The 26762-nt window shown below is 68.1% G+C and carries 22 protein-coding genes; 5 read left to right on the top strand and 17 right to left on the bottom strand.

Going from position 1 to position 26762, the window contains the following annotated elements:
• The 8 genes from ACGLYG10_RS15900 to eccD all read right to left on the bottom strand — a co-directional run.
• On the bottom strand, nucleotides 1-436 hold a 436-nt coding region (locus ACGLYG10_RS15900), incomplete at its 3' end, for a hypothetical protein (protein WP_211482998.1).
• Nucleotides 433-1398, bottom strand: a complete 966-nt coding sequence (locus ACGLYG10_RS07685) for a hypothetical protein (RefSeq protein ID WP_073330033.1) — start codon at nucleotides 1396-1398, stop codon at nucleotides 433-435. The genes ACGLYG10_RS07685 and ACGLYG10_RS15900, both read right to left, overlap by 4 nt.
• Before the next feature lie 2 nt (nucleotides 1399-1400).
• Nucleotides 1401-4388 carry an ADP-ribosyltransferase gene (locus tag ACGLYG10_RS07680; protein WP_139240904.1) on the bottom strand — a complete coding sequence of 996 codons (2988 nt, stop codon included), beginning with the start codon at nucleotides 4386-4388 and terminating at the stop codon, nucleotides 1401-1403.
• 70 nt (nucleotides 4389-4458) lie between these two features.
• Nucleotides 4459-4770 (bottom strand): type VII secretion target, encoded by a 312-nt coding sequence (locus ACGLYG10_RS07675; protein ID WP_073330027.1) that lies wholly within the window; start codon nucleotides 4768-4770, stop codon nucleotides 4459-4461.
• Complete coding sequence (locus ACGLYG10_RS07670; RefSeq protein WP_073330024.1) at nucleotides 4770-5282, bottom strand: YbaB/EbfC family nucleoid-associated protein; 513 nt, start codon at nucleotides 5280-5282, stop codon at nucleotides 4770-4772. Before ACGLYG10_RS07670 ends, ACGLYG10_RS07675 begins: the two co-directional genes overlap by 1 nt.
• Before the next feature lie 84 nt (nucleotides 5283-5366).
• Complete coding sequence (locus ACGLYG10_RS07665) at nucleotides 5367-6941, bottom strand: S8 family serine peptidase (RefSeq protein WP_073330021.1); 1575 nt, start codon at nucleotides 6939-6941, stop codon at nucleotides 5367-5369.
• The gene (eccB, locus tag ACGLYG10_RS07660; protein ID WP_073330018.1) at nucleotides 6938-8266 is read right to left on the bottom strand and encodes a type VII secretion protein EccB; all 1329 of its coding nucleotides are present in this window, start codon (nucleotides 8264-8266) and stop codon (nucleotides 6938-6940) included. The genes ACGLYG10_RS07665 and eccB overlap by 4 nt, the downstream gene beginning before the upstream one ends.
• The gene (eccD, locus tag ACGLYG10_RS07655; RefSeq protein WP_073330505.1) at nucleotides 8267-9577 is read right to left on the bottom strand and encodes a type VII secretion integral membrane protein EccD; all 1311 of its coding nucleotides are present in this window, start codon (nucleotides 9575-9577) and stop codon (nucleotides 8267-8269) included. It lies immediately after the preceding gene.
• Between the two features lie 438 nt (nucleotides 9578-10015).
• Here eccD and ACGLYG10_RS07650 point away from each other — a divergent pair, with 438 nt between their 5' ends.
• Nucleotides 10016-10348: a WXG100 family type VII secretion target gene (locus tag ACGLYG10_RS07650; protein WP_073330015.1), complete on the top strand. Its 333-nt coding sequence runs from the start codon at nucleotides 10016-10018 to the stop codon at nucleotides 10346-10348.
• Between the two features lie 53 nt (nucleotides 10349-10401).
• A complete protein-coding gene (locus ACGLYG10_RS07645; protein WP_073330012.1) occupies nucleotides 10402-10692 on the top strand; it encodes a WXG100 family type VII secretion target in 291 nt (96 codons plus the stop codon).
• Nucleotides 10693-10878: 186 nt separating this feature from the next.
• Here the strand turns inward: ACGLYG10_RS07645 and ACGLYG10_RS15595 are convergent, their stop codons facing one another.
• Both ACGLYG10_RS15595 and ACGLYG10_RS16220 read right to left on the bottom strand, forming a co-directional pair.
• Nucleotides 10879-12369 carry an FHA domain-containing protein gene (locus ACGLYG10_RS15595; protein WP_170866487.1) on the bottom strand — a complete coding sequence of 497 codons (1491 nt, stop codon included), beginning with the start codon at nucleotides 12367-12369 and terminating at the stop codon, nucleotides 10879-10881.
• Nucleotides 12366-13718: a hypothetical protein gene (locus ACGLYG10_RS16220; protein ID WP_073330003.1), complete on the bottom strand. Its 1353-nt coding sequence runs from the start codon at nucleotides 13716-13718 to the stop codon at nucleotides 12366-12368. Before ACGLYG10_RS16220 ends, ACGLYG10_RS15595 begins: the two co-directional genes overlap by 4 nt.
• A 219-nt stretch (nucleotides 13719-13937) precedes the next feature.
• On the opposite strand from ACGLYG10_RS16220, the gene eccCa reads away from it, so the two are divergent.
• The 3 genes from eccCa (at nucleotide 13938) to ACGLYG10_RS07615 (ending at nucleotide 21004) form a co-directional block, all read left to right on the top strand.
• The gene (eccCa, locus tag ACGLYG10_RS07625; RefSeq protein WP_073330502.1) at nucleotides 13938-17999 is read left to right on the top strand and encodes a type VII secretion protein EccCa; all 4062 of its coding nucleotides are present in this window, start codon (nucleotides 13938-13940) and stop codon (nucleotides 17997-17999) included.
• Between the two features lie 181 nt (nucleotides 18000-18180).
• Entirely contained in the window at nucleotides 18181-19356 is a 1176-nt protein-coding gene (locus tag ACGLYG10_RS15895) for a hypothetical protein (RefSeq protein WP_139240903.1), read from the top strand.
• A 319-nt stretch (nucleotides 19357-19675) separates the two neighbouring features.
• Nucleotides 19676-21004 carry a calpain family cysteine peptidase gene (locus ACGLYG10_RS07615; protein ID WP_139240902.1) on the top strand — a complete coding sequence of 443 codons (1329 nt, stop codon included), beginning with the start codon at nucleotides 19676-19678 and terminating at the stop codon, nucleotides 21002-21004.
• A gap of 23 nt (nucleotides 21005-21027) precedes the next feature.
• Here the strand turns inward: ACGLYG10_RS07615 and ACGLYG10_RS15890 are convergent, their stop codons facing one another.
• The 7 genes from ACGLYG10_RS15890 to ACGLYG10_RS07585 all read right to left on the bottom strand — a co-directional run bounded on the left by ACGLYG10_RS15890 (nucleotide 21028) and on the right by ACGLYG10_RS07585 (nucleotide 26740).
• On the bottom strand, nucleotides 21028-21606 hold the full coding sequence (locus tag ACGLYG10_RS15890) for a hypothetical protein (protein WP_139240901.1): 579 nt from the start codon (nucleotides 21604-21606) through the stop codon (nucleotides 21028-21030).
• 147 nt (nucleotides 21607-21753) lie between these two features.
• Nucleotides 21754-21999: a hypothetical protein gene (locus ACGLYG10_RS07610; RefSeq protein WP_073330000.1), complete on the bottom strand. Its 246-nt coding sequence runs from the start codon at nucleotides 21997-21999 to the stop codon at nucleotides 21754-21756.
• A gap of 282 nt (nucleotides 22000-22281) precedes the next feature.
• Nucleotides 22282-22662, bottom strand: a complete 381-nt coding sequence (locus ACGLYG10_RS07605; protein WP_073329997.1) for a hypothetical protein — start codon at nucleotides 22660-22662, stop codon at nucleotides 22282-22284.
• Nucleotides 22663-22786: 124 nt separating this feature from the next.
• On the bottom strand, nucleotides 22787-23857 hold the full coding sequence (disA, locus tag ACGLYG10_RS07600) for a DNA integrity scanning diadenylate cyclase DisA (RefSeq protein WP_073329994.1): 1071 nt from the start codon (nucleotides 23855-23857) through the stop codon (nucleotides 22787-22789).
• Between the two features lie 164 nt (nucleotides 23858-24021).
• Entirely contained in the window at nucleotides 24022-25443 is a 1422-nt protein-coding gene (gene radA / locus ACGLYG10_RS07595; protein WP_073329991.1) for a DNA repair protein RadA, read from the bottom strand.
• 43 nt (nucleotides 25444-25486) lie between these two features.
• Nucleotides 25487-25987, bottom strand: coding sequence for a hypothetical protein (locus tag ACGLYG10_RS07590; protein WP_073329988.1), 501 nt, complete (start codon nucleotides 25985-25987; stop codon nucleotides 25487-25489).
• A gap of 114 nt (nucleotides 25988-26101) precedes the next feature.
• Nucleotides 26102-26740 carry a hypothetical protein gene (locus ACGLYG10_RS07585; protein ID WP_073329985.1) on the bottom strand — a complete coding sequence of 213 codons (639 nt, stop codon included), beginning with the start codon at nucleotides 26738-26740 and terminating at the stop codon, nucleotides 26102-26104.
• Nucleotides 26741-26762: the final 22 nt, after the last annotated feature.

Below are 26762 nucleotides of genomic sequence, written 5' to 3'. Positions count from 1 at the left end.
GCATGAGTTGGGCGACGGCGTCGTTGGTGAGCTGGCTGGCCCACTGCTGGTCGTCGGTGGGCATGAGCTGCTCGATCAGTTCGATGGTGTGTCCGGCGACCTGGAGGAAGCGGCCGGTGTACAAGACGGTTCCGGGAAGCAGGGCCACCTCCTGGGCCTGGGGCACGGCCGATACCGGGCCCACATCCCTTCCGGTATGTACGACGACGACGGCGATGCCGGGGCTGGTCATGCCCGCGGTGGCTACGACGAGGTCGCGGCTGGTGGCGGTGATACCCCGGGGCACTACTACTCCTGGCTGGGTGCCGGAGGGGCTGGTGATGCCGCGGAAGGTGACCGCCCCGGTGGGCGGCAGCTCGCGCAGTCCCGCGACGGCGCGCTCGAAGCGTTCCTCGGGCGTGGGCTGGTCGGGAACGGGCTGGTCGGGCGTGCTCATTGACTGGTGTCCTCCTGGTTGCGGTGCATCTCCTGTTCCCTTTGCTCTTGTGCCTTCCGGTAGGAGAGCTTGGCTTTGTGGCCCAGTGCTTGTCGGTAGTGTTCACGGTTGGGGGCCGGCTTGATCCATGGCTGGGGCCGGTACGGCAGGACCGGGTCTCCATCACTCCACCAGGGGCCGAACAAGGCGTGGTCGGTGGCGACTTGGGCCGCGACGGGCTCGGCGGATGTGGGGATGGATACTGGGCTGCCCGGGTCGTTGGTGATGGTGGGCAGCGGTGTCAGGGTCACGGGCAGCCACAGCGTCGGAATGCTGAGTTCACTGGCGTTCAGGTCGGTGGGCCAGGGGATGCCGTCGGTGCGGGCCGCCGCCCATGCCTGCCCGTAGTACTCCAACACCAAGGTGGTCTGGCCTTCAGGAGCGTCAGTACGGAACAGTCCCACAATCCAGGCATCCTGTTCCTGACGGTTAAGCCGGTCATACCACTGGTTTACGTCGGGCTCAGGCTGGTTGGCGTCGAGGCGGATGCTGGTCAGAAAGCCCCGACGCAACCGGAAGCTGCAGGTGGGCGGGAGCATCTTCAGCCCCGTCGGGTCATCCGCCCAGCGGGGCCTTTTCGGCGGGACCTGGCGTACACGGGTCCTGCCGCGTGTGTCCTCGGTGACCGTGTAATGCAACTGTGCGTGGCGCAGCCGGTTGCGGCGAAGATTCTCCGCGTCGCGTTCAAAGAACTCGTCTTTGGTTAAACAGTCGTAGTCGATGGTGCCGTCCTCAGGGCAGGTGGGGTACCAGCGACGGTCCCAATACTGGTCCTCAAGATCATCGGGGATCTGCCCCAGCCCCAGACGCGTGGCCTCCTCCTGATCAATACGCAAACGGTGTTGCACGACGCCTGGGCGGAGGTCACGGATATCGCCGGTGAACGGACGACGCACCCCATCATCACCAATCAGGTCAAACATGCTTACACCTCCGTCATCTCTACTCTTAGTATACCATCGGCGCCCAGCTCAGCTTTGGTCACTTTGAACGTGGTGCCTGGCCGGAAGAGGATTTCCGCCTCGCCCTTGTGGGCCGAGAACGGATTGACGTCCACTCCGCTGTGCCCTTCGATGGTGAAGACGACGGCATTATTGCTGTTGCCCTTGAAGGTGTCGGCTATGTTGCCCTCCTTCGATGAGCTCAGGAATCCTTGGTCGACGTATTCTTTTGCTCCGTCCTTAAGTGAGTGGTAAACGTCGTCTGGGAGATTGGTTCCGCGGTAGGTTGTCCCTGGAACGGGGGGCAATTCGTCCATGCCCTTGAGCGTATTGTCGATACGCGCCTGGACCTCGGGAGTAAGCGGGGCGTCGGGTGATCCTCGCAGTGCTGGATTCATTGTGCTGTACCCGTTATTTGTCGTGTAGTCATAGGTGCCGATGACTCCGTCCCTGGAGAGCCCGGTGGCTGCGGAGGTCTCATCCGCCCACCTGGCAACCTCTGGATCGTTGTACGCGTAACGGGAAGTGTCAAAAGTCTCCTGTGGCGGTGTCGGAACATCGTTTTCGTTGAAGTGGACGTGTCCGTCGGAGTCTGAGGGAGGCTCGCTATCGTGTGCATCGTGGGAGCTGGCATCCCCGTCGTTGTTTGAGTGGTTGGATGTGGTGTCGGTGTCGGGTGTGTCCTTGTGGTTGCCGGTGGGGTCGGGTGTGTCGTCGGTTTTGGTGTGTGGGGTTGTGGCCTCGGCTGCTGCGGCGTTCGAGTGGGAGTTGTTGTCTTCCGGGTCCCTGCGAGCAGACACGGATTCGGGTTCCTGGCCCTTGGGGCGCTCGGGGTCGGGCTCCTGGCCCTTGGGGTGCTCGGGCTCCGGCGATTCTGGATCCTTGGGGTGCTCGTCGGGAGTCTGTTTGCCGTGCTCATCGGGTTGATGCTGCTGCGGGTCGTGGTCGGCGGGCCGGTTGCTGCCCGGGTCGGCGTCAGCATCGGACCGGCCGTGGGTGTCGGTGTCTGTGTCGGACCGGCCGTGAGTGTCGGTGCTTGTGTTGTTGGGGTTGGTGTTCCCGGGCTCGCTGTCGGTGCCAGTCTTGCCGTCACCGGTGTCGTTGGCGTGTTGGGTGTCGGGCTGGTCAGTCTCGGGGGCGCGCTCGGAGTGCGGGTTGTTGGCGTCCGGGGTGTCGGCATCGGGACTGCCGGTGCGCGAGGAGTGCGGGCCGGCACCCTCACCCGTGGGCTGGCCCGGGCGCTCGGAGCGGCCGGTGTCCTGTCCGGTCTCCGGGCTGGACCCGTCGCGGGCGGTGGGGTCGGGCTGGTCGGCGTCGGTGCGTGCGGGCGTGGTTTGGGCATCACGGTCGGCAGACTCGGTGTCGTGTTGTGCGGGCCGAGAGCTGTCCGCGTCGGCGCCGTCACCGGTGTGGGTACCGTCGGCCTCGGCCGGAGCACTACCAGAGTCGGCGCGTCCGGTGTCGGTGTCGTTTGTGCGGCTGGACCCGGCGTCAGGGGCACCGGCCTCGGTCCGGCCGGTGTCCGCCTCGGGGCCGCTGGCGTGAGTGCCCTCCGGGCCACTGCTGCCTGCACGCGGGGAGTCGGCGCCACTTCCGGCGTCGGCGCGCGTGGTGTCGGCGTGTGTGGTGTTGTGGGCGGAGGGGGTGCTGGTGGTGTCGCCATGGATGGGGTCGATGCCGTGGTAGCTGGCATCGGTCGTCGGGACCGCCGGGGTGGTGGCGGGGGTGTCGGCCTGCGGGGTGGTGGTGCCGGCCCGGGTGTGGCTACCACCAGCGGCATCAGCCATGCTCGCGGACGCCGGGGTCGAGGACGTCGATGCTGCTGGGGACGACGAGGACGTGTGCGTCGCGCCTGCCGAGGAACTCGTAGAGCTGTGAGCTGAAGACGAGGACGTTGTACCCGTGGTGTCGCCGTGGATGGGGTCGATGCCGTGGTAGCTGGTACCAGACCCGCCGGAGCCGCTGCCTGGGCTACCCGCGCCGCCGGAACTGCTGGTGTTGGTGGTGCTGTGGCCGCCGCCGGCGGAACTGGTGGTGGAGTGGCTGCTGCTGTTTGTTGTGGTTGAGGCGTTGGTGGCTCCGCCACCCGAAGTGCTGCTGGTGGTGTGGGCTGCGGTCAGGGTGGTGGCGTGGTGCTTGGGGGTGGAGCCGCTCATATGGTTCTTGATGTCGCGGCCCACCTGGGTGCCCTTGCTCTCGGCCCAGTCGGACAGGTCGAGCTTCTTCAGGCCGTTCATGAGCTTGGTGACGCCCGGCTCGATCTTCTTCAGCAGCTCGGACAGCGCCTCGAAGGAGTTGACCAGGTCCTTGGCCTTGGAGGCCAGCATGCTGACCTTGTCCGCCACCCAGGTGCCGATCTGTGCCACCACCGCGGGCGTACCCAGGCCGAGGGAGAAGATCTCCTCTGCGGCCGCCTCGAAGAACATGCCGATCGCCTCGGAGATGGCGTCGCGCACCATGTCGTGGACGAACTGCACGATCGCCGCGGAGATCTCTAATCCCTTGGCGATGTTCGCCGCCGCAGCCGACATGGCATTCATACCGCCGGCCAGCTTGCCCGCGCGGGTTCTCCACGCGTCCGCGGTCTGCCCGGCCTGGTCGGCCATGTCCGCGGTGAGGTAGTCGTTCAGGCTCGTGGCCTGCTGGGTGTAAGCGTTGGAGATGTTCGTCCAGGTCTGCGACCCGGCTATCACCGCGTCCGCGTCACCGGTGAGCTGCTCCAGCATCTCATCCAGCGGATAGATATGCTCAATGATCCAGCCGACGACGATGCTGACTCCGGCGGCGATCGGGTTGGTGACGGTGAAGAGCACGTCTCCGGCCAGACCCACACCCGCCAGGCTCCCCTGCACCCACGAACCCTCGCCGATGGCCTGGCTCAAATCCGAGATGTCCTCGCCAACACCGGTACCCGCCCAAAATGACGACTCCGACTCCTGTTGCGCGGCAACCAGCGGGTTAGCAACAGTCACGACAGACCTCCAGGGGGTGAGCTAATTACGAATAACAGGTGATACGGCGGGCGTGTGGGGTCGGCGGGGATCAGACCGTCGGGTAGGTGTTGTTAGCGTCGGTAGCCGCCTGAGAATCGGTCTCCTCGAAGTCGGTAGCCACGCTCCGCAGGGTCTGCGCGTCCTCGTCCAGCTGTCCGCTGAGCGTGGAGGTGCCCGAGTCGAAGGCCAGCTTGGCGATCGCGTAGGCCGGGGCGAACAGCGGCGTACATATCACCCCGAAGGGCAGGCCGCTCAGGGCGGCGTCCGAAGCCTGGTCGATGGTGTCCAGTCCGTCGCCTACCGAGGCGACGTGCCCGGCGTGGGTGCGCCACACCTCCGGGGAGATCTCCAGGTCAGCCATCACCAACCGCCCCTGAAGCCACGCCCGTCATCGCCCTGCCGCAAGCTTCCTAACGAACCGGTCGGGTCGATCAGGCCCGCCCCCCGCGGGGCGGTCCCAGGCCGCCGGCCCGACCCCGACTGCGACTGCGAAGCCCCCTCGTCCTCGCCGCCGGTGTAGGCCTGCCGGACTCGCTGTGCAACCGCCGAGTCCTCACCCCACACATCCGCGGCCATTTGGGCCGTCTTCTCGCCCGCACGCGCGGACGCCTTCTGGACCGCCCGCATGATCGCCGCGGCCAGATCGCCGGGCGTGAAGTCCATTGCCGGCTCGCGCAGCTTCAAATCGACCAGCCTGCCGGCCGCATCCACCGTCACGCTGATAGCCCGATCCCGGCTCACCTCGGTCTCGCGCAAAGACTCCACCTGCTTCGCCAGACGCTGGGAGGCCTCCGCACGCTCCTGCGCCTGACGCACCCAGCCATCAATATGCGCATGCGCCCGCGACGCGGCGTCATCGATCTCGTTGGCCACCGAAACTCCTCCTCATGCGTGTAACCGAAATGGAACATACCAAACCTGCAACGCCACTTACCAGGTGCACGCATGGGTAGTTCTTCACTTGCGTGCCGCGGCTCGCGGTGCTCTACCTCCCGCCTTGGACGCCACCAGGGGCAATATCAGCGCGATGGTGCCCACTGCGCCGACGCTCGCCGCCAGCCGCCGCCGTCGAGCCGGCGCCGGGTCGGGGGACGGGGGCGTGGCCATGGCCACCGCCGGGGTTGCCCTTGTGGTACTCCCGCGCGGATTGGCGGGTCCGAGTGCCGTGCCATCGTTGACGAACTCGATGGCCGCGTAGGGCGCCACCAGCCCCCAACCGGTGTTGGCGTTGCGCTCCGCCGGGGAGGTGCGCAGGGCGGTGACGGTGAGTCGGTACGCCCAGTCCGCCGGAGACTCCGTCCCATGAGCCTCCGCCACCAGGGCCGCCGCGGCGCCCGCGTATCCGGTGGCCAGGGCCGTGGACGGAGCCTGCTGAGAGACCACGCAGTCGCCGTCGCCGAAGAATGCGGTCAGCACCGACTGCGCCGGGACGGCGAGGTCGACGTCGTCGCCGTGCAGCACGGCGTCGGAAACCGCCCCCGCGGAGTCCAGGGCGGTGACACCGAGGACACCCTCATAGGCGGCGGGATAACGGGTCGTCGAGTCCGCCTCGGCAGCTTCCGTGCCGGCGGTGCCGATGGCATCCGCAGTGGGCTGCGCGGAAGCATTGGCGGCGGATGACTCCTGCGGCTGGTCGCCGGTGGAGGCAACGACGAGCGCCCCGGCTGCGGTTGCATGCTCCACCGCCGCGGCCAGCTCTGCGGAGCCCTCGCTCAGCGCGCGCGGCACCACGATGATCGTGGCTCCGTTGTCCGCGGCCCAGACGATGCCCGACGCGGTCTGGTCGGCGCGTGGGCCCGTGCCGGCCTCAACGGCGGCCTCCGAGGTGTCCGTCAGCACCCGCACCGGCATGATCGCGGCGTCGTGTGCCAGCCCGGTCAGTCCTGACCCGGAGACGGCGCGCCCGCTGATCACCCCGGCGACGGCGGTGCCCAGGCCGTCCACGTCCGTGGTCGCCTCTCCGGTTCCGGTCAGGTCCACGCCGTCGACGAGCGCGTGGGTCAGGTGCGGGTTGGTTGCGTCCACACCGGAGTCGACGACGGCGACGACCACGCCCTGCCCGGTGGACACGGTCCACGCCTGCTCCGCACCGATCTGTGCGATCACCGACGGCGGGGTCTGCACCAGCGCCGTTTGTCCGCGTTCGCAGTCGGCGACCTCGGTCGCGGTGGTCGGGGTTGGGGCGGTGGTGTGCGTGGGGTCCGGCGTCGGCTCGACCGCTTCGGTGGCCTCTGGCGTGGGCTCCGGCTCCGTGGTCTCCTGGGCGACCGGCTCCTCTTCTGGTGCCTGCGGGGTGGGCTGCGGCTGCGGCTCCGCGGTTTTCTCGGTGCGGGGAATCGTGTTGCGGGCTACGAAGCCGTCGGTCTGAACCGTCGCGGGCGTCTCATCCGCGGACGCCATGCCGCCGGCCGGAAAACCAGCCGCTAAGCCGACTGCGACGATTGAGGACAGGGCGAGCACTGCGCCCAGGCGCCTGCGCCGGTGCGAGTGCCGCAGATCGGTGAACCTGCCGGAAGTGCCGGTGCGGATCATTCCTCGGTGACCCCCTCCCAGACCGCTTCTCGGGAGAGCTCAGTGCCTGTGGGGAACAGGGCCAGCCACGGTGAGGGGACCGTGGCGATCTGCTCCTCCGTGTACCCCAGCCGCTGCACCGTGTCGCTCGGGTCCCCGCCCAGGCCCCAAGCACGGCCCGCATCGGTGATCAGGAAGACCGGTCCCATGGTGCCGCCGGACACCGAACGCACCAGTGCCCCCGTGCCGCCGGCAACGCTCACTCCGCCCGTGGTGATTGCGTCGGCAGAGGCGAGAGCGGTCTGTGACGCATCGCCGGTGGAACTCGCGCCGAGCACGGCACATAGGGAGTCGTCTTCCGAAAGAGCGGTGTCCAGAGACTCGGGCCAGTCCGACGGCGCGCCACCGCCGGTGGATACACGCGTCAGATCGGAGACCCCGACCTCCTGGATCGGAGTGTCCGCTCCCTCGCCGAGTTGGTACATGGTCACCGCCACCTCACTGAGGCGGCTCAGGCTGCCGTCCTGCTGCACGACGTAGTACCGCTCGGCACCCGAAGCGTCGGTAACCGACAGCAGCATGCCCGCGACCGGGTCGGTTATCGCCGCGGACAGGCCGTTCACGGGGGTGCCCGCACCGGGGACGGAGAACGGTTCCAGCGTGCTGCCACGCGCGAATAGGTTGAGCCAGGTGGCGTCGACGGCGACGACGGGCTCCGATTCCAGCCCCAGCGCCAGCAGCGTGGTACTCAGCTGATCGGCAGGGATCTCGTGGCTGACGCCGTCGGCCACCAGATAGGTGGTCTCGCCGACCGACACCAGCGCATGCTGCACGCTGCTCAAGCCGGCGGGGGAGGAGCCCAGGTAGGTCATGGTGGTCCCGTCCGCCGTCGAGCAGGCCGACCATCCGTCCGCCACCAGCCGGTCGGCCTCGGGCAGGTGCTCCGGGGCGTCGTCGATCCCCACCTTGCTGCCGCGCTCAATGCCGTCGAGGACGGAGGCGTCAACGGAGACTTCCTGGAACGAACCGGTTTCGGACAGCAGCATGGCGCTGGCCAGGTTGGTGACCGGCCGCAATCGGCCGTTGATCGTCAGGTAGCGGGCACCCTCGCCGTTGACCACCACCAAGGTGTTGTTCTCCCATCCGTCCGGCAGGGAACTGATGAACAGTCCGGAGACCCAAGACACCAGCAGGATTACCAGTGACAAGGCGATACCACCGATTAGCGGACGTGTCACGCTGCGGGGCTCAAGCTCGCGGCCCCCGGGGGCGCCGGCGACGAATACGGTGACGAGGCGACGGCGGTTGAACCGCTGCGCATCCAGGATGTCCTTATTCGAAGCCACCTACAACACCTCGCAGGCCAACGCCGCCAGCGGCAGGATGGTCAGCAGCACGATGATCTCGGCAGCGTCGGCGACGCGGGCCAACTGTGGCCGGTACGTCGGACCGAGCACATTCAACAGCAGCACAACAACCCCGACGGCACCAACGACAGCTGTCACCGGTGCCACCAGGTCGGTGCGGCTGACCGCAACCGTTACCACCACTGTCGCCAGGATTCCCATCCCGCCGACGATCCCCGCCACGACGTCGGCGCGCGAGCGCACCGCCCGGGTGCCCAGCAGCGAGGCGACGGCGATGGCGGTGGCCAGGGCGGTGCCGGCCCAGCCCTGGGACATGAGCGAGGGGACGCTTAGCAACACGATCAGCGAGCAGGCGATACGGGTGGATAGCACCAGGCCGCGAGAGTTCATCACTCGAGCCGTAAGGGACGGCGCGACCTCCATGTCCGGCTCCGGTCTGATCGAGTCGATGCGATCGGGCAGGCGTACGTCGATCGGCACGGAGGCAAGCGCCAGCCACGGCGCAAGCAGAGACAGGACCGCGGCGCAAGCGGACACGATCGCCAGCATATGTGGTAGCGGCTGATGAGCGAGCTCGGTTCCGAACCCGACGCTGATCAACGCGACCCCGGCCACCACCGGTCCCGCGACGAGCGGACGGTCATTGCCGAGCAGCGGGATGCAGGCGAGCACGGTCATCGCCAGGGCTGCGCCGGCAAACGCCAGGCGCAGGCCACTGGGTGAGGCGACCACTTCCGAGTAGCCGGTGTAGGCCGCGACGGCGACCAGCGCTCCCGCGGTGAGCACCAGCGCCCAACCGTGCGTCCTGCCGAGCCGCTTGAGCGCGTATGCGGCCAACACCAGCACCAGAGCCGCCGTCGCCGCGGCCACGGGCGCGAACAGGCCCGGACCGTCCTGCCGCAGCAGCAGCCCTCCGGCGACCAAGAACATCACACAGGTGGAGACTACGGACATGGTGGTGGAGTCCGCGGGACGCCACGCGACCTCCTGCCGCTCAACCGCCGTCGCCACCGCTTCCACGAGGTCGTCATAGCGGGCGGCTTCATCCGGGTTGCGCACTTCCAGGGTGAGCACACTGCCGGCCGCCACCCGTTGCTCCTCCAAGGACCGCGAGTCCTCCAGGCCGATGCCGGCTGCCGTGACCAGCCGCATGCCGTAGACCGCCCCGTCGGGCTCCAATGCGTCCAAGCGTTGCGCGAGGGACGGCAGGACCTCTGCCAGGGGTAGGTTCGCAGGCAGCGACACGTCGGCCGGGATGCCGCGATATATGACAGTGGCGGGCACTGTCATCACGCCGTGTACGGTACTGCTCGACTGGCTCAAAGGCACTCTCCTGCGACGGGAACGACCTGCGGGCAAGTCGGAAGAGGTCGGCGCCGGTGACACGTCATCCGATGCCGCCGCGCGGGGAGGACGCGGCTCCCGCCTGCCACGGGGAGGACTGTGCCATCGTGGCACATCTGGGCCTCCGTGTCACGGCGGCGTTAATGCCGCCGTTCTGCCGGGATGGGTATTTCTACCCACCGCAGGTGGCGGTGTTTGAGTGCGAGATTGGTTAAAACCGTAGACAACGGAACGTGTGGAGGGGTTAGTCTTGGTCCGTTACCGAACCTCCTCCGGGATGTGTCGCGGTGGTTACCGCGGTCACAGCGGATGAGGGCGGAACGGCGCTCGCGGTCCTCTGCTCGGCGCCAGACTCTGCACCACACCTGAGAAAGGTCACAGACCATGAGTACTAACCTCGCAGCCGGGAGCGGCACCCTAGCCAATGCCGCAAACGTCGTCGCCACCCATCGCGGCCAGCAGGAGAGCATCCTGCGCAACGTGGAGAACGCCGTCCAGGAGCTCAGCCCCGGCTGGAAGGGGACTGGTGGGGCGGCCTTCACCGCGGCGACCAACCAGTGGCTGCAGGACGCCCGCAGCATCGTACGGGTACTCAGCAATTTCGAGTCCGGGCTGCGGAACACCGACGCCGCCTACCAGAACACCGAGGAGGAGACGGCGTCGAACGCCCAGAGCCTCGGGGCCAACTCGCAGGGCTACCACGGGATGATGGCCTGATCCCGCAGGCTTACAGCTAGCTCACACCACGCTTACGACTTAGGAGAGTAACTATGACCGACATGCTGGTGAACTACGGATCGATGTCCGCCGCGGCCGAGGCCCTGACTCAGGCGTCCTCGGCGATGAGCTCCGACCTGGAGGACATGGACGCGGAACTGCGCCCGACCCAGTCCGACTGGAGTGGTGAGGCGCAGGCCCAGTACACGGCTGCCAAGGCGCAGTGGAACCAGTCGCTCCAGGACATGAACGCGCTGCTCGCGCAGCTGGGCGCACACGTGACCTCGTCCTCGGAGAACTACAACGCTACCGACGTGCGGGGGCGGGCCAACTTCGGAGGCTGAGCCGACCTGCCGCCGTTTTCAGCGGGCTGGTTCGTCCAGAACCATTGGAGTTCTGGACGAACCAGCCCGTTCTTGGTTGTCGGGCTCTTCGTGTTTGTGGGCGTGGGGGGGTTCGGAGCGGTAGGCCGCTGTGTGGTGGTCGTGTTTGGACGTGGGAGGACGACGTCGGGATGGCGATGACCGTTGTTACGACCTCTGCGCGCGCCTGGCCCGCCGGCTCGCCTCAACGGTGACTTGCACCTGCTCGGCCAGCACCACGACGCCTCCCCGCCCCAGCGGTGTGCGGACGCCGGGTTCCAGAGGGACTCGCGTGCCATTCGCCCGCAATATCATGCTGCCGTTCGCAGACCCGAGATCCTCCGCCCAGGGCCCGCCGCCGGCCACACCGATGCGCAGGTGCGAACGGGAGACGGCCGTGGAGGCATCCAGCGCTAGGAGCTGAACGTCGTCGTCGGCCAGTCGCTGTGGATCGCGTCCGAGGATGCACTGCCCTTCAAGCGGTAGCCATCGGGTCGAATCAATGACGATGTGGTACAGCGGTGGAGACGTGGCGCCGGACGAGTTTGCGGTGCCAGTGGCTGAACTCGCAGTTGTGGGTAGCTGCGTGGTGGGAACCGGACCGGTGGCGGCGGGGTCGAGCGCCGGGCCGGGGGCGGATTCGCGTGGCGTCCCGGTGCCGCCGGGCGGGAAGGACTGTGGCAGCTGCGCAGGCGGAGGCGGAGCAGGACTCGCAGCGGGCTGCGGTCGCGGCGGGGTGGACTGCACATCAGGCGGTGCGGCGTCGGGCGAGTGCAGCGACGGTGAGGTAGCTGAGGCGTACGAGGCCGCCGTGGACGGAGCGCCCGGGACGATGGGCGGGGTCGGAGCCGGGCCGGACGCTTGTGATGGGCCGTATTCGGCCTGTCGACCATACGCCTGCCGACCATATGTCTGCTGGCCATACGCAGGTGCAGGGATAGCGGGGTCTGCGGGCAGGGCGGGCTCGGCCGGCACCGCTGCGGGCCCCGGTGCCGACGCAGGCATGGGCGCGAAAGACGTTACGGGTTCCGGCGCGGACTGTGCCTGCGGCGCGGGTTGTGTCGGCGGGGCGGTGTAGAGATTCGCTGCCTGCGCGGGTTGTGTCGGCGGGGCGGGTTGTGTCTGTGCCGGCGGCGCGGTGTAGAGATTGACCGTCTGCGCGGACGTTTGCCGACTGGCCCGCCTGGTCCTGGTGCTGGTTCGGGTGATCGAGTCGACCAGCGACTCCCGCCCCCCGGCACCGGTGCCCCCGCTCGTGGCGCTCGGGGTGCGGCGTTGGATCGGCAGCAGCGGCGTCAGCAGAACCCGGACCAGAGCCGTAGCGATGCCCGGTGTCTTTCCCACCGAGGATGCCGCGGATGCGGACATGACGGCCAGGCCCGGGGTGCGTCCGAGCGTGGCCAACAGCAGCGCCATGACGACCACGATTTCTCCGGCGATGATCCACGCCAGCACCGTCCAGTCCAGCACCAGGTGTACCAGCACTGCGGGAACCAGCACCAGCAGGACGTCGACGAGCGCGACCGCGATGGACTCTGGGACGTTGAGCGGGCGGCCGGTGCTCGGATCAGGGCGCGATGGGGCCGCCTGCGATGGATTCCTCCGTGGCGACTCGACTTGGGGCGTTTGTGCCTGGCGGACTACCTCGAATTGACTCACAGTTGCCTCATCACTTCTATCAGTCCGGCTGCGACCACCGCGGTGGGGAGTATCAGGAAGGCAGAAAGCCGTTCGAACACGTCGCCTAGGCGTCCCCACCACGCCGATCGTCTGAGCAGGGTGAATGCGCCGACCAGGCTCAAGGCGCCCCCGATCGCCAGCACCGCGCCCGCCGCGACCCACGGTTGAACCGCTTGCGTCGCTGCCGCCACCAGCGCGCTGAGACAAATGGCGATGCATGCGAACATCCGCGGAATAATGCGGGCAGCGTGCGAGCGGGCGGTGCGCGGCCGAAGCGTGAGCAGTGCCAGCGCAAAGATGATCTCTGCCCGTGCCCCCCAGGCCTCGATTCCGTGGCCTACCGCTACTCCGGTGACAGCGGGTAAGCACGCTGCGACCAGAGCGCCCAAGGCGATCTCAAGTGCGACAGAGACGGCTTCGGCGTCGGCAACGGTGCGCCGGGTGCGGGCGCGGGTGACCTGAACCGGGGGAGCCGTCGTCGGAGCACGTACCGACTGCCCCGCAGCCCTCTGCCCGGTCATGTCCAGGAGCTGTCGATCCGGCACCGAGGCCAAGGCGGCCCCTGAAATCAGCAGACCGCCGAGCGCCGCCAGCGCGGCCGTCAACAGCGCCAGCGTTGTGGCCGAGATCCCCAGCGCAGCGCCGACCGTCACCACCGTCGCCGCAGCGGCCCAGGTCGCCGCGGCGACGGCGTCGCTTGGGCCCCTGTGGCGCAGCCACAGTGCCATGGCCGTAGCCGCTGCGCCCCAAAGCGCAACGAGGGTCGCCAGCAGCGCCCAGTCCGGGTTGGTGGGAGGAACTAGCAGGGCACTCATGCTCGCACCCAGCAACGGAAGTGACAAAGTGAACAGTGCCGCCGATGTAGGCGTACAGGATGCGCGTTGTGGCAGCCCGAGCGCCGCTAGCAGCGCGAGCAACATCACAGCGGCCGTCACGCGGACGGGTAGCGACAGCACAGATGTTCCGGTGAGGATCCCGGCAAATACGAAGGCGAGCATCAGCGCGGCTAGCAGAACCGCCGTCGCCTCCGCCAGCCAGAACGGGGGACGTACTGCCGCCCAGGACGCTGGACGCGGATGCGTCGTCGCCCGGCCGTTAGTGTCCACTGCATCGGTGATCACCAACACCGATCCCTCGGCCACGTCCTGTCCGATCAACCCACCGGTCTCGATCGGAAGGCCCGACGGCGTGGCGATGGCCGCCGGACGAGCGTCCGGAACAATGCGTTGGGATCCCAACAGTTCGTCGACGCTCGTGCCCGGTGCGGCCGCAACGTCAACCGCGCCGCCCTCGTGGACGAGGGTGACATGAATGGCCGTTGCGCTCATACGCCTCGCTGCTCCGAGTATGGGGTGGCCCGTTGGGCCGCCCGACGGAAGGTTACTAACGCGGTTACTCTAGGTGCAGATAGCATAACGACGCGACGGGGTGGGCCTTGTGGCAAGGCTCGCCCCGTGCCGCCGGCCCCAGACTCGGACGGAACTGCCTCGATGGCGGCCCTCCGCCAAATGGTGCCGGAACACGACCGGAAGGTGCCCGCCCACCCCATGAATGCCAACAACAATCAGTCCCCAGAGCCCGCCGGCGGGACTATCGAGGTCAAGGCCCCGCCCGACACCATCGCCCCGCAGGACGCCACCAGCGTCCTTGCCTCCGTCTTGCCGCTGACCGGCTCCATGGGCGTGATGGTGTTCATGGCGATCTCCAACAGCTCCAACACGCGGATGCTGCTCATGGGCGGAGGCATGGTGGTGGCGATGCTGTCGATGGTGGCCGCCAACATCTACCGGCAGATCCGCCAGCATCGGGGCAACGTCACCGACCAGCGCCGCGAGTATCTGGCATACCTGTCGGAAATGCGCGAGACGGTGCGCAACGCGGCCCGGCAGCAGCGCGCCGAGTCCATACGCAGCTTCCCCGACCCGGTCTCTCTGCCTTATTTCGTCCAGTACGGGCAGCGCGTCTGGGAACGCAGCGAAGCTGCCGATGATCCGCTGGCGGTGCGTTTGGGGCGGGGAACGGTGAAGTTGTCCGCCGAGCTCAAGGCCGAGAAGCTCGATGCGCTGGCCAAGCCGGACCCGGTGTGCCTCTCGGCAATGACTCGGTTCGTGTCTACCCACGGGGAGGTCGACGGGGTGCCATGGGTGGTTTCGCTGGGCAACCTCTCCCGCGTGGAGGTGGTGGGGGAGGGGAGCGTCACGCGCGCACACACCCGGGCACTGCTCACCCACCTGCTTGCGATGACGCCTCCGAGCCTGTTACGCGTGGCGGTACTCGCCAGCGAGGAGAATCTTCCGGAATGGGACTGGATCAAATGGGCGCCGCACGCCTGGTCCGACTCGGTTAGGGACGCCGTCGGCCCGGCACGCCTGATCGCCACCGACCTCGACCAGCTCTTGGACAAGCTTCCCGAGGGGCTGGAACACCGGGGGGCCTTTTCCGCCGGTGCTGGCGAGGGGCCCACGCCCCACGTCATCATCGTCGTCGACGGCGGCCGGCTTCCCGATACCTCCCCGCTGGGCTCAGCCGCGGGAGTACGCGGTGTCACCATTGTTGATCTGCCCGCCGAGTGGGGACTGCTGACCTCTCCGACGACGCTGCGTCTCCTGCTCTACCCGCCCCAGCCGGGAGCCGCGGGCGACGCCGACGCGTCGGTCACCGTGCCCATGGAGATTGCCGTCGTCGGCCAGGACCCCGTTCCACTGGCGGCGGACATGCTTGACCCGACCGCGGCTGAAGCGGTGACTCGGCGTCTGGCGGCCAGGTTCACCGAGGTTGGGGAGGACGCTGCCGCCGTCCCCGTGGGTATCTCTGACCCCAAGCGCTCCGCGGACCTGTTGGACCTGCTGGGCCTGGGAGACGTGCGGGACATTGATCCGGAGCGGTGCTGGACGCCGCGTCTGGGCGACGACCGGCTGCGGGTTCCCTTCGGCGTCACGCCCGAGGGCACTCCCGTGGTGTTGGACATCAAGGAGTCGGCGCAGGGAGGCATGGGCCCCCACGGGCTGCTGGTGGGGGCAACCGGATCCGGTAAGTCAGAAGTATTGCGCACCCTTGTCCTGGCGCTCGCGCTGACGCACTCGCCCGACCAGCTCAACTTCGTGCTGGTGGACTTCAAGGGCGGTGCCACCTTCGCAGGCATGTCCGAACTGCCACACGTGTCCGCCATGATCTCCAACCTCGAGAACGAGCTCGGTTTGGTCGACCGCATGGAGGAAGCGCTGCGCGGGGAGATGAACCGCCGCCAGGAGATCCTGCTCAAGACGGGCAACTACGCCAATGTCTCCGACTACGAGGCCGCTCGCCGCGCGGGCAAGCACAATGGCGAGCCACTGCCCGCACTGTTCGTCATTCTTGACGAGTTCTCCGAGCTGCTCGCCGCCAAGCCCGACTTCATCGAGGTATTCGTCGCCATCGGCCGTCTGGGCCGTTCCATGCAGATCCACCTGCTGCTGTCCTCACAGCGCCTGGAGGAGGGGCGCCTGCACGGCCTGGAGTCCCACCTGTCCTACCGAATCGGACTGCGCACCTTCTCTGCCTCGGAATCGCGCACCGTCCTGGGCGTCACCGACGCATACGACCTGCCGCCCTACCCGGGAGTCGGCTACCTCAAGAGCGACACCCGCACCATGACCCGGTTCCGGGCCGCCTATGTGGCAGGGCCGCCGCCGGAGCGCGCCGCGGCCACCGGACGCGCCTCGGAGCGGCCGGAGCTCCCGGCCGCGAGCAGCCCGGGGCGCGGTGACACCGGTCCGCTGGTACTGCCCTTCACCGCCCAGGAGATCCCGCTGCCGCCACAGGCACAGCACGCAGAGCCCGAGCCGACGTCGGAGCAGCAGGTGCCGGAGACGTCCGCAAAGGACGCCACCTACGCCGACATGTCCACCATGGACATCGCCGTGGCGCGCATGACCGGTCACGGCAACCCGGCGCATCGGATCTGGCTGCCGCCGCTGGACGTCCCCGAGACCTTCGACTCGTTGATCGACGACCTGACGGTCGACCCCGAGCTCGGACTGATCTCCCCATCATGGCGAGCTCGTGGCGACCTAGTGGTACCGCTGGGTATCACCGACGTGCCGCTGGAGCAGCGGCGCGACCAGTACAGCGTGGACTTGTCCGGGGCGGGCGGCCACGTGGGCGTCGTCGGCGGTCCGCTCTCCGGCAAATCCACCGCTCTACGATCGTTGCTCATGGGCCTGGCGCTGACCCATACACCCACCGAGGTTCAGTTCTACGTGATCGACCTCGGCGGCGGGACCTTCTCCACGATGCTCGACCTGCCGCATCTGGCCGGCGTGGGCACGCGTGACGACCCCGACATCATCGCCCGCATCGTGGCGGAGATCGAAGCGATGCTGGTTGACCGCGAACGCTACTTCAAGGCCAACCGGATCGACTCGATCCAAACCTATCGGCGCCGGCGCGCGGCCGGTCAGGCCGACGACGGCTACGGTGACGTCTTCCTCGTCATCGACGGGTGGTCCGTGCTCAAGACGGACTTCGAGAACATCACCGAGCGTGTACAGGCGATCATGACGCGGGCGCTCGCTTTTGGCGTGCACCTGGTCATATCCGCGGGCAGGTGGATGGAGATGCGTGCCGCGATCAAGGACGCCCTCGGTACCCGGATCGAACTGCGTCTGGGCGAGCCCTCCGATTCCGAGATCAGTCGCCCCGCCGCCAAGGCGGTGCCGACCGGCCGCCCCGGACGGGGCCTGGACCCCGCCGGGCGGCACATGCTGCTTACGCTCCCGCGTGTGGACGGCGAGCACGATCCCGCCACGCTCTCCGAAGGCGTCGGCCACGCGTGCCGCACCATCGCGGACGCCTACCGGGGCGCACCCGGACCGAAGCTGCGGCTGCTGCCGACCCGCATCGACCTTACCGAGCTGCAGGCCCTGGTGCCCGCCGAGGATGGCCCCGTCATCGGGATCAACGAGGCCCGCCTGGAGCCCGTCACCCTCGACATGCGGCAGGAGCCCCACCTGATCGTGCTGGGCGATGCGAAGAAGGGCAAGTCATCCTTCCTGCGTGCCCTGATGGCCGAACTGACCCGCGATCGCACCCCGAATGACCTGCGCATCCTTCCGGTCGACCCGCGTCGCTCCCTGCTCGGCGACATCCCCGAGGAGTTCATGCTCACGTATGTGACCCTGCGCGATCAGGCGGCCAAGGAGATGACCGATCTGGCGGAGTTTCTCAAGCAGCGCCTGCCCGGTCCGGAGGTGACGCCGGAGCAGTTGCGCACCCGCAGCTGGTGGAACGGCCCCGAGGTATACATCCTCGTGGACGACTACGACCTGATGACCACCGGCCAGATGAACCCACTGCTGCCGCTCCAGGCCCTGCTGCCCCAGGGGCAGGACATTGGCCTGCACCTGGTGTTGACTCGGCGCACGGGCGGGGCCAGTCGGGCCCTGTTCGAGCCCTTGGTGCAGACGCTCAACGACCTTTCCACCCCCGGGATCATGTTGCCCGGCAACCCTGACGAGGGGCCGCTACTCGGGCGTCAGCGTCCCAAGCCGGGGCCGGCCGGGCGTGCCAGCCTGATCACCCGCGACTCGGTCCAGTCCGTCCAGCTGGCCTGGTCCCCGCCGACGGCGTGAGCCGCCAGCCCCCCGGCCTAGCGCCTTGTGACGCATCGCCGGGACGCTGCCAGAGGCGGTCGTGCCCGCCAGCCCCGGCTCGCGCCTCGTGGCGACACGCCTCCCGGCCTGGGCATGCCGGCGGGTGTCTTGGGCGGGGCGCTGACCGGGGCGGGACCGCGGCGCCGGTACAGTCAACCCCATGGCGCAGAGACGGAACTCGGGAGACGGCTCCCACGGCGGCGGGCGCGGTCGCAGCGCGCGGGGTCGGGCGTCGTCTGCGCGTTCTGGCGGTTCCCGCTCCGCCTCCGCCCGCGGTGGTACCTCTCGCTCCGGCGCTTCGGATAGCGGCGGCGCATCCCGCTCGACGTCGTCGGCGCGCCCCCGCGTTTCCTCCGCATCCCGCTCACGGCAGGCGCCCCGCGGCCAGGCCCGCGCGCAGCGCACCGTCACCACCCAGGATGGCCGCCCGGGACGGCGGCCCGCCCGCACCGCCCGTATCGGCCGCGGCCAGACCGCTCGTTCGGCGGCGCGCTCCGGCGTCGCTCAGTCGGCCGACCGGGGAGGCGCTCGTGGCGGCGCCAACCGCTCTGCGACGCGACCGGGTGCCGGTAATCGACGTGGGCAGACCCGGGGGCGCGGGGCCACCGCCAGCCGCAGACAGGCCAGGCCCCGGCGGCCGCGCTACTGGCTGCGCCGACTCGTGGCGCTGCTGCTCGCCGTGGCTCTGCTGGCGGGGATTTCTGCCGGTGTCTTGTCGGCAGCCGTCTGGGCGCGCAACACCATCCGTGCCCAAGACGACCAGGCCGCCGCGCATACCGCCACCACCTACGCCAACCCGGTGGAGTGCACCGCAGCGGACCTGGATGTTACCTTCACCTCACCCGACACGGTATCCACCGGCGCGGGCTTGAAGCTGAACCTGACCGTGAACAACACCGGCTCCGAGGCCTGCCTGATCGACGTCGGCTCGCAGTCGCTCGGCGCCGTCATCACCTCCGGCGAGCAGACGATTTGGACCTCCACCGCCTGCCCGGCCAACCCGGCCAGCCGGCGCCTGCTGGTCGCGGCCGGCACCGCTGCGTCCGCCACCATTACCTGGGACGGCAACGTGGCCTCGTCGGAATGCACACCTGCTGACACGGCGTCGACCACGGCAGCTGCCCCCGCCGCCGAGGATGCCGCGGCGACGCCCACCGACGCGGAGCCTACGAAGGATGGTGAGGCCGCGCAGGAGGACGAAGGAACTGAAACAGCCTCCTCCGAGGAGACGGCCCAGGCCGCCTCCGGAAATGCGGCCACCGCCGGGACCTATCGGGTACGCATCCAACTGGACGGAACGGACCTCACCGAGGACCGCGTCTTCGTGATCGAGTAGGGGAGCGGCGTCGTTCTCTGCGTCGGCACCTACGCCGCACATCGACTTCTGTCCGATATCCGGTGGTGCGGTGTGTGAGGGTGGTTTCTCGGGCGGGGGTCTTGCTGATGTCCGTGCCGTGGCTGACGGTGGTGTTTTGGTGTCGGTGGGGTTACGGTTTGGTTTTGTGAACTGTGGTGTCGTCTCGGGCGACCGGCGCGCCAACCACCTGGCGAGTGAGGGGTAAGTGTGGGTTTGAGCCTGGATGCGGTTGCGGGCGCCGTGGTCGGCGAGATCCCGGGCTCTCCCGGTGGCGGACTCCTGGAGGACCGGGGCCCGGGTGCTGGATAAGGCCGCCAGTGGGGTGGTGTCCTCACGCCTGGCGGTCCCGTCCTGGCAGGGGGCGAGCGCGGATGCGTTCCGCTCCTCCTCCCGGCGCCTGGAGACGGACCTGGATGCCTCGATCACCAGTCTGCTGGACGGGGCCAGCCGTTTGGAGGCTTACGCCCAGGTGCTGGCTGAGGCGAAGGAGGCGTTGGAGCGGCTGCGCGCCCTGGTCGGTGCGGCGCTGTTGGAGGCCGTGGACGCTGGGGCGCCGGCGGTGCTGGTGGCGGGGGTGCGGTATGCGGCCGCGGGTGCGGCCGTGGGTATCCGTGCCCGGGTGAGTATCGCGGCCATGCAAACTGCCGCGGCCCTGAATGCCGTTGGTGTAGGTGCTAGCTCGCGAGTTGGTTCGGGGGCTGCTGGTGTGGGCGCGCATGGGGGCGGCGGTGTCGGTGCGGGTAAGGGCAAGGACGATGACGGCACTGGGAGCAAGACCAAGTTCAGTGATGAGGACATAAGGCGGTTGCGGCAGCAGGCGGACGGCTCCTCGGACTGGGACCCAGTGGACCAGTACAAGATCGGCGACTGTTACTTTCTGGCGACTTTGGACGCGTATTCGCAGTCGGAGGAGGGGGAGCAGTTTCTGCGGGATCATGTGCGGTGGAGTGAGGAGGATCAGGCGTTCATCGTCACCCTGCACAACTTCTTCGGCTTTCCGGAGGAGATCAAGGTCACCGACTACTACACCGACGGTAACCAGGGTGATGATCTGGGTGGTGGGCGGCGGGGGCCGAACCTGATGAGCGTGTACGAGCGCGCCTACGGCCAATACCTGGGCGACCACAACCTCCCGAACGGGAGGCCAGCTGATGCGATGCGGGCGATCTCCGGGCAGTACGGCCCGCCAGTAGTTGACACCAGAGGCACCTCGGGGTTCCTGGGGGCGGTGCGTGAAGATCATGAGTACACCGATGAGGAGTGGTCTCAGATCGAACAGGCGGTGAAGGATGGTAGGCCGGTCGTTGCAACTACGGCAGGAGGTGACTTCGGTGACGGCAACACGGCCTCGGATGCGACCGCCAACACCGACGCCCGCGCCGCCGACAGGCAGCACCCGGACGCCGCGATCGACACCCACGACAGGTCTGGCGACTACCAGATCGCCGAAGGCCACGCCTACACGGTGATCGCGATCGACGATAAGTACGTGACCCTGCGCAACCCCTGGGCACACAACAACCTGGCGAACGGCTCCGACGCCGGAGACGACGGCATTATCCGCATCACCCGCGAGGACTACGAGAAATACTTCGCCCGCACCGACATCGGTGGAGAAATACCATAACCAGAATCATGTCGCGAGAGCGTTCACCTAATTACCTCTACCCCGGGGTCGAGGACGATGTACACCTTGTAGGTCCAGCCCCCTGTCCGGTAGTCGGGGATCAGCGGTTTTGGGTTAACGGCGAACAAGGTGACTGTGCCCAGTCCGTCGATGTGGGTGGTTTCTCCTAGTCGTAGTTCAATGGGTTCTTGGACGCCGTCATTGTGACGCCATAGCAGCGTGCCGATCCATTCATGTCCCTCCGAGCGCAACGGCCCCACTTGCAACCCGCCTGCTGCGGTCTCTACCGGTTCGATACTCGTATGAATCCGTGCGTAGGTTCCGTCCTTGGCGGCAAGCTCATCGGGCAACGGCACCTCCCGTACTGGCGGTCTGGTCCACCACAGCCAACCGGAAATGCCTCCCATCACCACCAGCACAACCGCAAGGAACCCTCGCAGGACATTCCGCATGAGGCGTCGGCGCGGCGAGACTAAGGAGATGTCTCCACCTGATGGACTCACGGCACCGTAGCCGACGGATTCTGCTTTCGTGTCCGCTCCAGCTGAGGGCACCTCGGACCGAGCGCCGGACCCCCCGCCGTCGGCGATTGCTGATGCCACTGCCAACACCCTCCTTGCCCATCACGGGTAACCAGATGGTGACAATCCTACGCTGACTTACGTACGGGTAACAGGTCCTGATCCATGTAGTTCCGCAGCGACATCGGCGAAGAAATACCATGAGCAGAGTCGTATATGCGCGAACTATCACCACATTATCTCTACCCCGGGGTCGAGAGTGACATTAACAGCGTAAGTCCAGGCTCCGTCCCGGTAGTCTGGGAGCAATGGTTCGGGGTGGACCCGCAGTAGCGTCACGGTTCCCAGGCCGTCGATGTGCACGCTTTCCCCCAGGCGCAGTTCGAATATCTCCACGACCCCGTCACTGCGGTCCCACTCCAAAGACCCGATCCACTCATGGTTCTCCGAGCGCAGGGGTCCTTCTCTCAACATGCCCGCTTCGGTACTTGCTGGCCAAACGCTCGTGCCGATATACCAGACATGCCCGGCCTCAACACCGTCGGGCAGCGGCACCTCCCGTACCGGTGGCCTGGTCCACCACAGCCAACCCCCGAAGCCTGCCGTGGCCAGCAGTGCGACCAGGAGGCAGCCGGTAAGGACGCGCCGTACGCGTCGTCGCCTCGGCGGAGCCACTGAGGCGACGTACTCCTCGTCAGCCGCTGATTTCACGCCGCACTTCTTCCCCTGGAGTCGTCGATATTCTCGCGCCGTGGTCTAGCCGGTCAGGCCGTGGTAGGTGACGGTCTTAGCCCTGGCTCCGGCGACGGCACCGCCCGCAGCCGAGCCACCAAGATTGCGCAGCCCACTGGCCGATGCTGCGAGCCGATGCGCGCCGTCGGCAGCGTCGTCGTCGGTGCTCGCGTACCCCTGCTGCGCGGCCAGCAACCCGTCTGCGTCCGCATTCGCCCGCGCCGCCGTACGCTCTGCCTGCTGCTCGTGGTGAGCAGCAAACCGGGCTGCAGCCGATGCGAGCACGGCAGAACCGAATAAGCCCTCACCGCCTGAGTCCAAATGGAACTGGGACAACGCATGGCGGCGGTCATCCAGGCGCGCTCGAGCGGCGGCGAGCTCCTCCGGCACAACCCGCAGTACCACTTCAACACCTTCCCTGGATGCCCACCCGAACCGTTGACAAGTGTGCCGCACAGCGCGAACAAACCGTTTCCAAACGGTCTCAGCTTAGCATCGGCGGCCCTGTCCCGCGCTCACAGCACCGCCCTCACGCGTACCGGTCGGCGATGGACACCTCCGCCAGGCGCGACAGACCGTCGCGCAGGGTACGTGCCTGGCGCGCGCCGACGCCGTCGACGGCCTCCAGCTCCTCCACCGTCGCCGCGAGCACCGCCTGCAAGGAGCCCCAGTTATCCACCACCGCGCGCGCCGTCACCAGTGGCAGCCGCGGGATCTTGGACAGGATCCGCAGCCCACGCGGTGAGACCGACGCGTCCAGGTCTTGGCCGTCGGCGCCGCCGAGGCCCATTGCGCGGGCAACCATGGCCAGGTCCAGCAGGGCGGGGGAGCCCACCCACTTCAGGCGTGCGTCCACCGTGGCGGTGTCCAGTCCCTGCGGGAGGTAGTCGGTCAGCAGGAAGTCGCGCTCGGCCATGAGCCCGCGGGTCAGCTCCTCCACCTGTAGGGCGAGCAGCCGCCCATCGGTGCCGAGCTCGACCACGTAGCCGTCGATGTCGGAGGCGATGCGACTGACCATCTCCAACAGCTGCAGCACGGCGGTGACGTCGCGTACCGTCACCAGGTCCTCGATCTCCAGGGCATCCAGGCCGCCGGAGATCTTGTCCAGGCGCGCCTTGTAGCGCTCCAGCGTGGCCAGCGCCTGGTTGGCGCGCGCCAGAATCGCCTCGCTCGGCTCGATCACGTGCCGACGCCCGTCCACGTACAGGGAGATGATCCGCATGGACTGGCTCACCGAGATCACCGGGTGCCCGGTCTGCCGCGCCACGCGCTCGGCGGTGCGGTGACGCATGCCGGCCTCGGCGGTCTCGATGGAGGCGTTGGGCAACAGCTGCACGTTGGCGCGCCGGATGCGGTTGTTGGCCCGGTCCACGATCACGGCCCCGTCCATTTTGGCCAGCTCCCGCAGCCGCGCCGCGGTCAACTCGACGTCGAGCCGAAAACCGCCCGAGGAGATCGCCTCCACCGTCTCGTCGAAGCCGAGCACGATGATCGCCCCGGTGCGCCCGCGCAGAATGCGCTCCAGACCGTCGCGCAGAACGGTGCCGGGGGCGACGAGTGCGAGGGTCTCGCGCAGCAGGTTGACGGGGTTTTCGGTCATGGGTCTCTCCTGGGGGTGGTCCGAGCGCGCCGACTGGCGCGGGCCTCGGACCGATGCCGCATCATGCTAACCGCCCGGGGCGGCCGACCGCCGTGAAACAGATCGCGCCTTACCCGCCCACCCGCGTTTGGCGGGTGGTCTGTACGCGCCGAAGCCGCCGGGGATCAGCCGCGGGGCAGGGCCGCGCCGATGGCTTCGCTCAGGTGCGCAACCGGCAGCACGCGCATGCCGTCGACGCCGCGCAACTCCTTAGAGCCGGCCAACGGCACGATGGCCCGGTCGAAGCCGAGACGCGCCGCCTCCGCCAGACGCCGCTGCACACCCACCGTCGCCCGCACCTCCCCGGTCAGGCCCACCTCCCCGAAGGCCACCAAGCCGGGGGGAGTGGGCAGGTTCTGCGCGGCGGAGACCACGGCGATCGCCACCGCCAGGTCCGTGGCCGGCTCCACCGCCCGCGCCCCGCCCACGGTGGATACGTACACATCGGTGGTGGAGGTATCCACGCGCAGCCGGGCCGCCAGCACCGCCAGCGCCATCGCCACCCGGGAGTGGTCCACCCCGGAGGTGGTGCGCCGCGGTGAGCCGGCGGCGGTCCCGGCCACCAGCGCCTGAATCTCCACCGGCATGGGGCGGCGCCCCTCCAGCGTCACGGTGGCGCACGTGCCCGGCACCTCGCTGCGCGCCGCCGACAGGAACAGACCCGAGGGGTCGGCCAGGCCGACAATGCCGCGCTCGCCCAGGTCGAAACAGCCGACCTCATCGGTGGGGCCATAGCGGTTCTTCACCGCCCGCAGCAGCCGCAGCCGCGCATGCCGGTCTCCCTCGAACTGGCAGACGACGTCCACCAGGTGTTCCAGTACGCGCGGCCCCGCAATACCGCCGTCCTTAGTTACGTGTCCTACCAGCAGCACCGGGATGGCCCGCTCCTTGGCCACCTGGATGAGGGCGCTCGCCACCGCCCGCACCTGGGTGATGCCACCTGCGCCACCCTCGACCTGCGCGGAGGCGATGGTCTGGATCGAGTCCACAATCAGCAGGGACGGGGAGACGTCCTGCACGTGCCCGAGGAGCGCGCCCAGCTCGGTCTCGGCGGCGAGCAGCAGCGCCGGGTCGATGGCGTCGATGCGCTCGGCGCGCAGCCGCACCTGGCTGGCCGACTCCTCCCCGGTCACATACAGCACCGGCCCCTGTCCGCGCTCACGGGAGGCCGCGGCCGCCTTCGCGGCGACATCCAGCAGCAGCGTGGACTTGCCGACGCCTGGCTCTCCTGCCAGCAGCACCACTGCCCCAGGCACGACGCCGCCGCCCAGAACCCGGTCCAACTCGCCCACCCCGGTGGGGCGGGCGCGGGCCTCCTCCGCGCTGACTTCCGCGATGGGGCGCGCGGCGACGGCGGGGCGAATCGGCGCCGCCGACATGGGGACGCGTCCGGGAGAACCGATTCCACCCGGGGCCGACTCTACGAACTCCTCCAACGTGCCCCAGGCGCGGCACTCGCGACACTGACCGAGCCACTTGGGGCTGGACCAGCCGCACTCGGTGCACACGTAGGCGGTGTGTGCCTTCGCTGTCTTCGTGGTGGCCATGGCGGCAGGCTACCGGGAGCCCCCGACATGAATTCGGGCGGCTTCAGGACGCCGTCGGTCCGTACCCGCCGACGCCGTATCCGTGCGCGGAGGGCTGTGTCTGCGTGGACGCTGTGGGTTGAGCGGGCGGCATGGGCTGGCCGGGTGCCAGCACCTGGTTGTAGCTCGGGACCTGGCCGTAGGCCGGCACGGGTCCGTGCCCCTGGGCCTGCCCGTAACCCGAGGCCGGATCGTTCCCGGCGGCGAGCGGGATGCCGGTGAGGGGATCGCGCCCGAGCCGTTCGGCGAGCAGCTGGCGGTCCTTTGGGCGCACCAGGTGCGGAGAGTTGGCGAGAATCTTCTCGTCTATTGCCCGCGCAGCACCGATGGTGAAGAACATCAGAGCGATCGCCAGGGCGCGAAGACCGAATTTGAATCCTAGGTATCCGACGAGCACGCCGAGGATGACGTAGATGCCCACGACGCCAATCACGATCGCCGCCGCGATCAGGGCCCAGTAGTACTTGGAATGGGGAACGGATTCATTGCGCTGCGTGATGGCCATGAGGACACTCCTGTAGTTGATGGTGTCGTTACCGCTCCAGTATTGGTCTCGATCTTGTCACGCGGCAATGGCGTCGACTGGGGACTACTACCCGTCTGCGTGGGTCCGTGTTACCTACGCCGTGGGGGCGCCGTAGCCGTAGGAGCCATACGCCTCCGGCTGTCCCTGGGGCGTGGACTGCCCATATCCCTGACCCTGACGCCCCTGGTCCACGTACCCCTGGGAGCTCGGCTGTGCCGACGTGGTCTGGGCGTATCCGTAACCCGGCGTGGTGGGCTGTGAACCCGCCGGCATCTGACCGTATCCCTGCAAGGTCTGGGTGGCCTGAACCTGCCCGTAGCCGTACTGGGGTGTCCTGCCCGCCTGGCCCAGTGGCTGCGGGCCGGGACCGTACGCTGCTGTGCCGGGGATGCCGTTGCCCTGTGTCGGGGCGTAGCCGCCGACGTTGAGGGGCGCCCCGGTGATGGGGTCGTGTCCAAGCTTCTGGGCCAGCAGGTACCGGTCCTGGTTCCGCACCAGCCGTGGGGCCTTCGCCAGGATGGCGTCGTCGATGACGCCTGCAATGGCGATGAAGAGCAATAGCGGGAAGATCAGCAGGATCACGGGAATGCGCACCGATCCCTCGACGTGGCTGGAGATCCACACGTAGATCCCGATCACGCCTGGTATGCCCAGGATGACCGCCAGGGTGATGAGCAGCCAGTGGAACTTGGAGTGGGGCGTGGGCTCGTTCTTATCGCTTTTCTTGGCCATGAGGCAGCTCCTGGGTCGGGGT

Origin of the sequence: Actinomyces glycerinitolerans, assembly GCF_900098745.1 — a bacterium.
Classification (GTDB): Bacteria; Actinomycetota; Actinomycetes; order Actinomycetales; family Actinomycetaceae; genus Actinomyces; species Actinomyces glycerinitolerans.
Note: the sequence above shows the minus strand (reverse complement) of the source record. Positions and strands in the feature narration are given on the sequence as shown.